This window comes from Marinobacterium jannaschii DSM 6295 (genome assembly GCF_000620085.1).
Lineage (GTDB): Bacteria > Pseudomonadota > Gammaproteobacteria > Pseudomonadales > Balneatricaceae > Pontibacterium > Pontibacterium jannaschii.
In genome coordinates this window covers 321,483-333,401 of the sequence record NZ_JHVJ01000003.1, presented here as the reverse complement: position 1 = coordinate 333,401, position 11,919 = coordinate 321,483, and the positions used below count along the sequence as shown (strand labels likewise).

Sequence of the window (11,919 nt, the reverse complement as noted above, 5' to 3'; positions counted from 1 at the left end):
TTACGGAATTACAGCGCCAGTGCTTTTTCCAGTCCGGCCGCATCAGCGATAGACACAACAGTAAGCGGCTTATGGACCTTCTTGTTCAGCCCGGACAATACTTTTCCAGGCCCACACTCGATAGTCGTGTCAACACCCTGTTCAACTATAGACTGGATACTGTTTGTCCATAGCACCGGGCTATATAGCTGCGCCAGAAGACTGTCCTTCAATTCATCCACAGATGCCGATACAGCTGCTGAAACATTCTGTACCACCGGAATTTCAGGCTGCTTCACTTCAATAGCAGCCAACTCGGCAGCCAGCTTTTCTGCCGCCGGCTTCATCAGCGCGCAATGGGAAGGAACGCTTACAGGCAATGGAACAGCACGCTTTGCGCCTGCCTCTTTGCACTTATCAATGGCACGCTCTACCGCAGCTTTTTCGCCTGCGATAACAATCTGTCCCGGACAGTTATAGTTCACCGGAGAAACAACATCTCCCTGGGCGGCCTCTTCACATGCCTGAGCAACCAGATCGTCACCCAGTCCCAGAATGGCGGCCATAGCACCACTGCCTGCAGGGACAGCCTGCTGCATAAATTCACCGCGCAGCTTAACCAGTCTGACGCCATCAGCGAAACTGAGCGCACCGGCACACACCAGCGCCGTGTACTCACCCAGACTATGACCTGCGACCAACGCAGGTTTCGCCCCACCCTGCTCGCCCCAGAGACGCCACAATGCCACGCCTGCTGTTAGCAATGCAGGCTGGGTCTTATCTGTGGAGTTCAGTTCTTCTGCAGGGCCATCCTGTACCAATGCCCACAGGTCGTAACCCAGCACAGCGGATGCTTCAGCAAAGGTATCCTTAATAACCTGGTGGGACTCTGCCAGTTCAGCAAGCATTCCTACCTGCTGGGATCCCTGTCCGGGAAAGACAAATGCAAGAGACTGCGACATGGCTTCCTCTAATGATCAATTTAATTCAGGTGCCTGATATATCAGGCGAATTGGGCCGTAGTTTACATTATTCACGATCAATTAAAACCGCTCATATAACGCTTACGCCAGATGATCTCCAATATGGCGACATATTTCTCTCGGCACATCCATTTCTATCTCAGCCACTGCCTGATCAATCGCATAACCAAAGCTCTTGCGATTAGCACCACCGTGACTTTTTACCACTATACCCTGCAAGCCAAGCAGGCTGGCGCCATTATGACGAGAAGGGTCGAGCTGGCGCTGCAATTCAGAAAGCACCGGCCGGGCGAGCAATCCCAGTATACGGCGGTAAATTCCACGCCGAAAGCTATTACGCACCTTGCTTCTGATCAGCCGGGCAAGGCCTTCACTGCTTTTAAGAGCAATATTGCCCACGAAGCCATCACAGACAACAACATCTGCGGCGCCCGCAAAGAGGTCATCGCCCTCAACAAAGCCGATATAGTTCAGAGCGCCATGCTCGGCTATAAGCCGGGACGCCAGCTTCACCTGCTCATTCCCCTTAATCTCCTCCTGACCGATATTGAGCAAGCCGATCGTGGGAGACGCCTGGCCATCAACCGCCTGAGCCATCACCGATCCCATAACAGCAAACTGCAGGAGGTGTTCGGCACTACAATCCACGTTGGCGCCCAGGTCCAGCATATAGGCATGACCATTCATTGTAGGCACAGCCGTAATAATTGCCGGGCGATCAATACCCTTAACGGTTCGCAGGATATAACGCCCAAGAACCATCAGCGCACCGGTATTCCCCGCACTGATACAGGCACGGGCCTGGCCAGACTCAACCTGCTGCAACGCGAGATACATGGAACTTCCCTTTCCCTGACGCAGAGCGACAGAGGGCTTGGTATCCATTTCGATTACAGAGTCAGTGTGGATAATCGCAATCCGGTTACGGATTTCAGATTTGAGACGTCGGAGATGAGGCTTAATATCTTCTTCACAGCCTACCAGCTGCAGAGAAAGAAGAGGGTGGCGTTTAAGCGCACGGATACAGGCAGGAACTATAACGCGGGGACCGAAGTCCCCGCCCATCGCGTCAACCGCAATGGTATAGGTATTCAACAAGCTTATTCAGCGTCTTTCGCTTCAACGACCTGTTTGCCACGGTAGAAACCGTCAGCAGTAACGTGGTGGCGACGGTGAGTTTCACCAGTAGTGGTGTCTACGGACAGAGTTGGGTTGCCCAGAGCGTCGTGGGAACGACGCATATCGCGTCTTGAACGGGACTTTTTGCTCTTCTGAACTGCCATGATTAACTAGCTCCTAGTTCGACGTCTTATCGGCCTTTAATTGGGCCAATACACGGAATGGGTTTGATTGATCGGTGTCTTTTTCCGCCGTCTCGGGTTCACCGAATGAAGTCTGTATACTGCAGTCTGCATGACCGGGCACAAGAGGCAGGCTCAAGATAAGCTCCTCTTCCACCACTGCCAGCAATTCCACTTCTTCCTCTGCAGTAATCAGCGGATCGTAACCGCGAGGCAAAGTCTTTGCCTGCTCTTCGCTGAATGCAGTTGCAAGGTTGTAAGAAGCTTCTACTGCGACTTCGACCGGCTCGAGACAGCGTTGACAGGTCATAAACACATGACCCTTGGCACTGCCTTTAATGGTGCGGATACGTTGTTCGTCAAGATCGAACTGAAGATCTACTACAATCTTGCCATCGTTATTGCAAAGCATCGATGAGAAGTTTGGCAGCTCTTCCAGGGACGCGTCCCCTTCTATCCGCACGCCCCGCTCAGCAAGCTTTCGCGGGTCAATTCTTTTCGGTAATGGTCCGTACGACATAAGCGCGCAATTCTAGGGCCGAAAGCCCTTTCTGTCAAAGCCTTATGGGCTTTTAAGCCAACATAAAACAATCATTTTTCACAACTGTCTGCAATACATACAGCAGGACAGCAACTGTAGCCAAAACTGGCCGTACCCATAGTTTAATACGACCGAACTCACTACACAGCAATCCGATTACTGCTGCCGTAAATCCTGCTGTATTGGCTTGAATCTGCACCACTCAGGGCGGACAAATCCTTGGGGAGCGCCACCATACCTTTGCAATAGCTGTTAAATCAAGCATAAGCGGTGGCAGCGCCTGATATATTGCTTTAGTCTTCGCAAAAAACAGCTTACACGCCTTAATACAGCCCCGCCCTGGGATTATTCCGATCAGGCGTGTCAACATAACTAGTATCATCAGACCCTTATGACCAATATCGTACTGGCTTCCAGCTCTCCCTTCCGCCGCACACTGCTGGATAAACTCGGCCTTCCCTACCAGTGCAGCTCACCTGACATCGACGAATCACCTCTGAGTGGAGAGCATGCTGAAGCGCTGGTGAAGCGGCTTGCGGAATCCAAGGCCAAAGCGGTCTCGGTACAGCACCCTGATGCACTGATTATCGGTTCCGACCAGGTCGCCATACTGGACGGTGAAATCACGGGCAAACCCCATAGCCATGAGAGAGCTGTTGGCCAGCTTAAGGCGGCGTCAGGCAGTAAAGTCACATTCCTCACCGGCCTGGCGCTCTACAATGCCGCCAAGGACTCCATTCAATCGGAAGTCGTGCCTTTCCATGTTCACTTTCGCGAACTCTCTGAGCAAATGATCGAAAACTACCTTCAGGCTGAACAGCCCTATAACTGTGCCGGCAGCTTTAAGTCAGAGGGTATGGGAATCGCATTATTCGAGCGACTGGAAGGTGATGACCCGAACACACTGATTGGTTTGCCCCTGATACGGCTTATCCGAATGCTCGAACAGGAAGGCATCAACACTATCTGAGTAATCGGCTATCTCTCAGAGCTGCCAAGGCAGCCTGGAGGAGCCCCGGCACGAAGAAGCACAAAAAAGGGCAGCCTCGCCGGGCTGCCCTTTATAATATCAGATCAGGTTATTACCGAAGTTGGGGCGTCGATCCCAGACCAAGCTGAGTACTGATGGTACGGGCAAAGCTCACGCCCAGCTCGTCAGCAATCTGCTCCCACGGGCTCGGGCTTGGCATATAAGACACCAGTTCATCCACCCCAACCAGCTCTCTGGCAACATAGCTAGAGCTACCGAGTCCATCAATCAGACCAAGCTCCACCGCCTGCTCCCCTGTCCAGACCAGACCACTGAACAGTTTCGGATCATCTTTCAGGCGATCACCTCGGCCAATCTTAACCTGCTCAATAAACTGCTGATGCGTAGTATTAAGGACCTGTTGCCACAAAACAGACTCATCCTTATTAGGTGGACTGAACGGGTCCAGAAAGGCTTTGTGCTCGCCGGCAGTATACAGGCGCCGCTCCACACCCAGTTTATTCATCAGGTCGACGTAGCCAAAGCCTCCGGCTACAACACCGATTGAACCGACCAGGCTGGCTTTATCTGCATAGATTTCATCGGCCGAAGCCGCGATATAGTATGCACCTGAGGCTCCGATATCTGTGATAACGGCATATACTTTCTTGTCAGGATAGAGCGCGCGGAGCCGTTTCACCTCGTCAAACACATAACCTGACTGTACCGGGCTGCCCCCCGGACTGTTGATGCGTAAAAGCACTGCCTTAGAGCTATCGGCCTCGAAAGCATCGCGCAATGCCCAGATAATCGTGTCTGCATTCGCATCCTGGTTATCGGCAATAGCACCACGAATCTCAACCACTGCAACATGTGCCTCTGGCTTGGCATCGGTCGTAAGCTCGCTGCTGCTCCAGAACAGCCCCAACAACGCAAACAGGTAAACAAATGTCAGGGCTTTAAAAAATATGCCCCAGCGGCGTGACCGACGCTGTTCGGTATAAAGCCCGCTCAGCAGTTTTTCCAGCAGTTTCCACTCTTTGCCGCTCTCGCTACCGCTCTTCGCGGCTAGAACTGCTGCCTCAACCTTATTTGCAGGTTTTTCGCTGCTGCTGGTTTCAGGTTCATTCCAATGATTTTCCGCCACGGTTCTTCTACCCCTTTATTCAACGACTGAACTCTGACACTCCAGCCATTGTTCCAGTTCAACAAATCTGTGTGCAATCAACACCGGATCGAATGCTTTCAGGCGATCCTGATGATGAACACCATAACTGACGCCTATCACGTCCATGCTGGCACGAACGCCCATGTCCAGGTCATATTCAGTATCACCGATCATCACTGCGTCAGACGCTTTGACACCGGTTTCCTGTAAAATTTCCTGTAACATATGCGGATCTGGCTTGGAGGTGGTTTCATCAGCGCAACGCGAGGCCTCAAACAACCAGCCCAGCCCTGTATCCGCGAACACCCGATCAAGCCCCCGACGGCTCTTGCCTGTAGCAACGGCCAGACGGTAACCCCTGGCATGCAGGCTCTCCAATGAATGCTTTACGCCCGGAAATAGCTCAGCTGGCGTAGGATCGTCTGTAATATAGTACTTACTATAAAGCTGGCGCAGCTTTTCAAGACTTCCATCGTCAATACCGGGCACCAGAATGCGGATCGCCTCTGGCAATCCCAGTCCGATGATATTGCGTACCGCGTCATCGGTCAGTTCAGGCAACCCCAGGTCCCGTGCGGCGCTTTGCATACTTGAAACGATACGCCCGGCCGAATCGATAATAGTGCCATCCCAGTCAAAAATAAGCAGCTTGTACAATGGGAACTCCCCCTAAGACGCCAAAACAGCCGCTATATTACCTTCGCGCGCTGCGGTGTACAGCCCATTCATACTCCGACACCAGAATAGGCTGGCTATAGAAGGCTCAACCACACAAATGTAGCAACAGGAAACCGGCGGAAAGGCAGATGGGCCACGACGTGCGAAAATCCGGCCAGAGTTTCAGTCCACTGTCATAGAAGCTGTTATCAGCTGTCACAGATCAGTAAGATAGCGCCCGCCGGGCTGATTCCAGATAACAGTGCTGTACTTTCTGCCTCAGCTGGCGTAAACGTATATTCAGCACACATTTTAAAGAATCACTATTATGCAATTGAGTCGCTTTACTGATTACACACTCCGGGTACTCTTTTTTGCCGCGACCAATAACGACCGGTTGACCACCCTGTCAGAGATAGCCGCATTTTACGAAATATCGGTAGAACACCTACGTAAAGTTGTACATGCCCTGTCAAAGTCTGGCCATCTGCAAACCTTTCGTGGCAAAAACGGCGGTATTCGCCTGGCGCTGCCGCCGGAAGAGATCAATATCGGCGATGTCGTCGCCCAGTCAGAGGGCATTGCTCCGCTGATCAACTGCGCCGAGCAAAGTTGCCGCCTAACAGGATTCTGTTCATTACAGCACGCACTTGGACGCGCCCAGGCAGCGTTTATGGATGTACTGAGGGAATACACCCTGGCTCAGCTGCTAAGCAGTCCGGCCATGCAGCAACAACTGATCAGTACAGATCGGGCTCAGGCTTGACGCCTAGCCGTTGATGCACGATCGGACTGGTTGTGGTGTATTGGGTATATAGTGGCTGGTCCGGATTAGTTCGTGCTTTAATCGCGTATGCGGCCAGGGCCGCCTCGTGGAAGCCGCTCAGGATCAATTTGCGCTTGCCCGGGTACCAGCAAATATCACCCACAGCATAGACGCCGGGCTTGCTGGTCTCGAACCGAGCAGTATCAACACGTATCTGACTTCCCTCCAGCTCCAGCTGCCAGGCTTTCAGACTTGCCAGATCGGGCGTCATACCGAAGAAGACCAGCAGATGATCTGTTTCCAGCCGCCTTATTACTGCATCAGCACTCTGAACGCGGATACCCTTCAGCTGCCCCTCCTCTGTATCCAGCCCAACCACCTGTCCGGCCAGAAACTGCATCTGCATCTCGTCGCATAGCTTCTGCATTTTGCGGATACTGTTTGGTTGCGCCCGGAAATTGGCAGAACGATGAATCAGCACCAATGATTCAGCATGGGGCTGCAGATTCAGCGCCCAGTCCAATGCAGAGTCTCCGCCTCCCAACACCACCAGCTGCTTGTTATGGTGAACTGCGGGATCGGCAACCGAATAGAACAGCTGCTTACCCTCAAAAGACTCAGCGCCCTCTACCTTGAGCTTTACCGGACTGAAGGCTCCTCCTCCGGTGGCAATGATAATTGCTGCGGCATCAAACTCGCGCCCGGCATCAGTGACGACAGCTAAACGCCCGCCTTCTGTTTCATTGATCGACAGCACCCGTTCATCGAGCCAGAACCGCGGTTTAAATGGACGGATTTGCTGCATTAGTCGCTGAGTAAGGCCGCTGCCACTGATCTCGGTAAAACCGGGAATATCATATAGCGGTTTATTCGGATACAGCTGCATACACTGACCACCAGCGTGGGGCAGCGCATCTATGATATCCGCTCTGATTCCCAGCAATCCGAGTTCAAATGCCTGAAACAGGCCGCAGGGGCCTGCTCCTATAATCAAGGCTTCACTTTGCAACATCTCAAACCTCCGCGGCAGTTTCCGGCAGCGCCTCCGGACTATGGGACTCTATCCAGCCAAATAGCTCCCGTTCTTCAAAGCGAACATGTTGCTTCAGCAGATCAGCAAAGACTATGGCTGCATCGACCTGATCCTGTGCCATCAAGGCGCGCAGTTGCGTATGCTCGCTTAACAGCCGCTGCTCAAGATCGTTGGCGTTTTCCTGCCGGAGTAACTTCAGAAAGCGTTGCTCTTCCTCAGAAAAGTGCCGCAACATATCTTTGCCAGCAATCTGTCGCCACTCTCTCCAATATGCTTCGGCGGCCACCTGATCACGGCTATAAATCTGCAACAGTCGCTTAGAGAAAACCAACGCCTGATGATGGTCGCGGCTCAGAGGTTGTAATGCTTCAGAACGTTTCATGCCATGCGCCTATAAATGTATATTTAATACATTTATAGGCGCATCAAAAATGTCCGTCAATCTTTTTGGCTATCGTCTAAGGAAGACACCCATCAAGCCAAGCAGACCTCTGCAGATGAAAAATCGGCCTTAGTATAAGGAGGCTGCGCAGCCGTATAAGAAGTGTTTGCCATGCACCTTAGAACGAAAGGCCTGCCCGGGCCCTCGTTATTCGAGGCCTGCAGGGTTGTTAGTCATCGAAAAACCGATTTGACATAGGTGCATCCATGGAGATACCACCTTGTTCTTAAGCGGCTAAAAACCAGGGCCGGTCTGACTTACTTACTTACTTACTTACTTACTTACTTACTTACTTACAGATGGTTGCCTAAGGGGAAATCTCTGTTGAAGTGTTGCAACAACGCTTATTAACAGGCGACTGAAGGAGGGTCCGGCAAACCCAGACCCTTGCAAATACAGCAGACGGACTATGAAAAGATCTTATCACCCATCTGGTCAATCGTTGTCCTGGCTTTACGCACAGTGAGCTCAACGCAATCAGCTTCAGAAAAAACCAGGTCAGACCGGATAAAGCGGTGTTCCTGATCGCCTTTACGCACTATGCCGTTAACCCGATATTGTCCATTCTCCTTCTGCGGCATAGGAACAATCTCAAATCCGTTGTACTCAACTGCATCATGCACAGTAATGGAACTCGCCTCTCCTTCAGCGCCAGAAAACATCGATTTAAGCGCAGAAAACAACCCCATAACAATCCTCCATCGGGCGTAGATAGATGTCCTGCGGATTACCCTGATGCCGGCAGAAAAGCCGCAAGGTAACCCGAACGATAAAACCGCCAGTGTACACCATCAATAGAAAGACTGTTGCACCAGTGCTACCCGCTCATCCGGCATCCGGGCGCGCTCGGCGAATGTCTTCACCTGCACCAGTCGTTCGGCAAGTCCGCGGCCGTTAGCGATCTGAATAGCCAATCCCGGTCGGGCATTAAGTTCCAGCAGCATCGGCCCGCGATGGGCATCAAGTACGATATCCACGCCAATATAACCCAGGTCTGACATCTCATAACAACGAGCTGCCATAACCATCAGCTTGTCCCACTCGGGAATTGATACTTCTGACAGCGGCAATCCAGTATCCGGATGCTTATGTACCACCCGGTCATACTGGACCGCATGAGAGGCCCGCCCCGAACGCAGATCGATGCCGACGCCGACAGCACCCTGATGCAGGTTTGCCTTACCGTCAGAAGCTGCCGTAGAAAGACGCATCATCGCCATTACCGGATAGCCTTTGAAAACGATGATACGGATATCCGGAACACCCTCAAAACTGTAGCCGCTGAAGTGATCATCAAAGTGGATCAGCTGTTCGATGATCGCTTTATCGGGTTGACCACCGAGAGAGTAAAGTCCGGCCAGGATATTGGAAAGATGCCGTTTGACGTCTCCCAGCGTCAACCCCTGATCATTGGGTTTGTAATACAGCTCATCATCGTGATCGTGAATAACCAGTATACCTTTGCCACCGCTACCTTTAGCCGGTTTGATGCAGAAGGCGGCCTGGTTATGCAGTACTTCGGCGATCTCATTAATCTGATGTTGATACCGCACTACGCCAATCAGGGTCGGCACGGCCAGCCCCGAAGCCAGCGCTATCTCCTTGGTCTTTAACTTATCATCCACCAACGGAAACAGTCGGCGCTCATTAAAACCGGCAATATAGTGGATGTTGCGCTCGTTCATACCGAGCACACCCAACTCCCTGAGACGTCGCGGTGATACCAGCCAGCTCATCGCAACTGATCCGTATTTTCTTTATCGGCCAGAGGACTGAATCGGACCAGCTCGATCAGCCTGTAGCCTGTATAGCTACCTAACATCAATACAAACGCGAGCAACACCAACTGGAGTCCCGGAAAATTGAATGTCAGATGCTGCACATAGATGTTGGACATTACAACATAGGCCAGTAATGCCACCATTAGCGAACCGCCCCCTTGTTGTAGCACCTCTTTAGCCCCCTCTTCTTCCCACAGCAGCGACAGTCGCTCGATGGTCCAGGCGATTATGATCATCGGGAAGAACATGATATTCAGGCCTTCAACCAGGCGCAGGTTGTAGGCGATCACAGAGAATGTAGCGGTGAGCAGTATCACCACGATAATGACCGCACTGATCCTGGCAACCAGTAACAGGTTGAGCCGTGAAAGATAGCTACGCACGACCAGACCGGCAAAAATCACCACCACAAACCCCGCCAATCCGGCGCCCAGTGCGGTCTGCATTAAGGCCAGTGCAATTAGTACCGGCATAAAGGTACCGGAGGTTCTCAGGCCGACCAACACCCTGACAATCATCACCACCATGACCCCCACCGGAATTAGCAGCAAGCCACGAAACAGCTGCTGCTCTTCCTGGGGGAGGCTGTGCAGGGAAATTCGAATCGGCGACAGGTCTCGGTATTTTTCTTCAATAGCCTGCTGCACCGGCACAATCACACGTGCCATGGAGAAACTGATGCGGGTATTTCGGCCACCTTCCAGGTCAATCAGAGGCTGTCCGTTCATCTCCCAGAGCAATAGCCGCGCCGGCTTACCCTCTTTACCGGTTTGAAGGTTGAAGAAAGCCACCTGATCTTCCTCATAAACCATCAGGTACGGAATTCCATCCTGGTTCCTCCGGTTATGCCGCAGGTTGACCGCCGTCACCGGACGCGCAGCCACACCCGCCAGCTGCGTCAGCATAATCGCCAGTTCGACGTCATCCCGTCCCTGCTTCAGCAGCGATACTTTCTGATCATTGGCTTTAATCGTGTTCAGAATCTGAGCGACCAGGGTTATCTGGTTAGCGGAATCAGCCCTTACCTCATCCAGCAAGCGCCCGGCGGCAACATTCTCCAGTTCTGGCAGAATGGGTGCAGGCTCAATCTCCGGCGGGCCAGGCCAGACTTTATCGGTGCGGGTATCGAGCAGAAACTGGGCACGGTAGTACAGTACCTGTTTACCGGTCGCTTTCTGGGTCGACCAACGTACTGCCGGCACGTCTTCTTCTGTCAGATAACTCAGACCGTAACCCGGTGATGCCGTGCCCTGCTCTAACAGCGTAAAGCCTGGCTGGGTCTCTGGGATAGCCAGCAGCGCAATCACCGGTTTGTCACGTGCAGTGAATTCCAGCCGGGCCTCCACACTCCAGACTTCACGGGTTTCCCCCGGAGTCCAGGGCACTTCCAAATCGATATGTCGATGAATTGCGCTACCCAGGCCGATTCCAACCAGCAAAAGCAACAGGATATAAAAAGGGACCTTTTGCTGCATCAGAACCCCCTATTCGGTCTGACCGGATGATTTCTTATCGGGCTCTTTACTGCTGGCCTTTTTCTTTTTCGGGATACTTTGCTTTGGCACTTTGGGCTTGGAGCCCAACATAAACCGGTTGGCCACATCGACCACTAACAGATCGCGCAACAGGTTACGTCCGATCAGGACCTCATATTTAAGGTGGCTACGATCTTTCAGCGAAAACTCTGCGTTTTGGGAGATATCACCCAGTTTTATACCGAGTCTGACAATGCGACGCCGGTCTGCAGACGCGGATGCCTGACTGATGCGGGCGACACGTTCAAGCGGTTTAGACAGTTCGGTGCCATCTTCGAGTACAAAGCGCACCCAGCGCTCGCCGTTGCGTTCAAAGTCGGTGATTTCGGATGCACTGATCGATGAGGTGGTCGCCCCTGTATCCATCCGGGCTTTCTGTGCTTTCAGGTAGCCGCCGTAGTCCATTAGCGCCCATTCGACCTCCCCTACAACTATCTTGTTGTCGGAAGCCGCTGTTCTGACAGGCTCACACTCCCTTGGCGGCGGTACAGGGACCGGTTTGGGGGTAACTTTCTGATTAATCTTCTCCAGATAACGGCGCTGACTATTAATCTCTGCGTCCGTTTCCTGATGAGCAAGCTGTAAGCCAGCTACCCGGTCAGACAGGCTTCTGCACTGTTGATTGGCCCGGTCGATGGCCTGGATCGTCTGATGCTGCAATCTCTCGGTTGCTACACATCCCTGAAGCAAGAGAGCCGAGAGCAGCAGCGGAAATACTCTCATCTTCTTACTCCCAGATTCCCCACGCGGTGCGGGAATTCAG

14 protein-coding genes are annotated in these 11,919 nt (G+C 52.5%); 2 read left to right on the top strand and 12 right to left on the bottom strand.

Annotation, left to right across the window (positions count from 1 at the left end; all coding sequences use genetic code 11):
* Window positions 1-8: 8 nt before the first annotated feature.
* The 4 genes from fabD to Q354_RS0101485 form a co-directional block, all read right to left on the bottom strand.
* Window positions 9-941, bottom strand: a complete 933-nt coding sequence (gene fabD, locus Q354_RS0101495) for an ACP S-malonyltransferase (protein ID WP_027856065.1) — start codon at window positions 939-941, stop codon at window positions 9-11.
* A gap of 102 nt (window positions 942-1,043) precedes the next feature.
* Window positions 1,044-2,060 (bottom strand): phosphate acyltransferase PlsX, encoded by a 1,017-nt coding sequence (plsX, locus tag Q354_RS0101490; RefSeq protein WP_027856064.1) that lies wholly within the window; start codon window positions 2,058-2,060, stop codon window positions 1,044-1,046.
* 2 nt (window positions 2,061-2,062) lie between these two features.
* Window positions 2,063-2,245 carry a 50S ribosomal protein L32 gene (gene rpmF, locus Q354_RS27775; RefSeq protein ID WP_084332429.1) on the bottom strand — a complete coding sequence of 61 codons (183 nt, stop codon included), beginning with the start codon at window positions 2,243-2,245 and terminating at the stop codon, window positions 2,063-2,065.
* Window positions 2,246-2,258: 13 nt separating this feature from the next.
* Window positions 2,259-2,783 carry a YceD family protein gene (locus Q354_RS0101485; protein ID WP_027856063.1) on the bottom strand — a complete coding sequence of 175 codons (525 nt, stop codon included), beginning with the start codon at window positions 2,781-2,783 and terminating at the stop codon, window positions 2,259-2,261.
* Window positions 2,784-3,195: 412 nt separating this feature from the next.
* Here Q354_RS0101485 and Q354_RS0101480 point away from each other — a divergent pair, with 412 nt between their 5' ends.
* Entirely contained in the window at window positions 3,196-3,774 is a 579-nt protein-coding gene (locus Q354_RS0101480; RefSeq protein ID WP_027856062.1) for a Maf family protein, read from the top strand.
* Between the two features lie 112 nt (window positions 3,775-3,886).
* Here the strand turns inward: Q354_RS0101480 and Q354_RS0101475 are convergent, their stop codons facing one another.
* Window positions 3,887-4,921: a S49 family peptidase gene (locus tag Q354_RS0101475; protein ID WP_027856061.1), complete on the bottom strand. Its 1,035-nt coding sequence runs from the start codon at window positions 4,919-4,921 to the stop codon at window positions 3,887-3,889.
* Between the two features lie 15 nt (window positions 4,922-4,936).
* Window positions 4,937-5,599 carry an HAD family hydrolase gene (locus Q354_RS0101470; RefSeq protein WP_027856060.1) on the bottom strand — a complete coding sequence of 221 codons (663 nt, stop codon included), beginning with the start codon at window positions 5,597-5,599 and terminating at the stop codon, window positions 4,937-4,939.
* Between the two features lie 328 nt (window positions 5,600-5,927).
* On the opposite strand from Q354_RS0101470, the gene Q354_RS0101465 reads away from it, so the two are divergent.
* Window positions 5,928-6,365, top strand: a complete 438-nt coding sequence (locus Q354_RS0101465) for an RrF2 family transcriptional regulator (protein WP_027856059.1) — start codon at window positions 5,928-5,930, stop codon at window positions 6,363-6,365.
* Here Q354_RS0101465 and Q354_RS0101460 read toward each other — a convergent pair.
* The 6 genes from Q354_RS0101460 to Q354_RS24220 all read right to left on the bottom strand — a co-directional run bounded on the left by Q354_RS0101460 (window position 6,340) and on the right by Q354_RS24220 (window position 11,879).
* Window positions 6,340-7,377, bottom strand: coding sequence for an NAD(P)/FAD-dependent oxidoreductase (locus tag Q354_RS0101460; protein WP_051559801.1), 1,038 nt, complete (start codon window positions 7,375-7,377; stop codon window positions 6,340-6,342). The genes Q354_RS0101465 and Q354_RS0101460 overlap by 26 nt on opposite strands.
* A gap of 1 nt (window position 7,378) precedes the next feature.
* Window positions 7,379-7,780, bottom strand: a complete 402-nt coding sequence (locus tag Q354_RS24225; RefSeq protein ID WP_036228177.1) for a hypothetical protein — start codon at window positions 7,778-7,780, stop codon at window positions 7,379-7,381.
* 467 nt (window positions 7,781-8,247) lie between these two features.
* Window positions 8,248-8,529, bottom strand: coding sequence for an HlyU family transcriptional regulator (locus Q354_RS0101450; RefSeq protein ID WP_027856057.1), 282 nt, complete (start codon window positions 8,527-8,529; stop codon window positions 8,248-8,250).
* 102 nt (window positions 8,530-8,631) lie between these two features.
* Window positions 8,632-9,576: an alpha-L-glutamate ligase-like protein gene (locus tag Q354_RS0101445; protein WP_036228175.1), complete on the bottom strand. Its 945-nt coding sequence runs from the start codon at window positions 9,574-9,576 to the stop codon at window positions 8,632-8,634.
* Window positions 9,573-11,096, bottom strand: coding sequence for an inactive transglutaminase family protein (locus Q354_RS0101440; RefSeq protein WP_027856055.1), 1,524 nt, complete (start codon window positions 11,094-11,096; stop codon window positions 9,573-9,575). The genes Q354_RS0101445 and Q354_RS0101440 overlap by 4 nt, the downstream gene beginning before the upstream one ends.
* A 9-nt stretch (window positions 11,097-11,105) precedes the next feature.
* A complete protein-coding gene (locus Q354_RS24220) occupies window positions 11,106-11,879 on the bottom strand; it encodes an ATP-dependent zinc protease family protein (protein WP_084332428.1) in 774 nt (257 codons plus the stop codon).
* Between the last annotated feature and the right edge of the window lie 40 nt (window positions 11,880-11,919).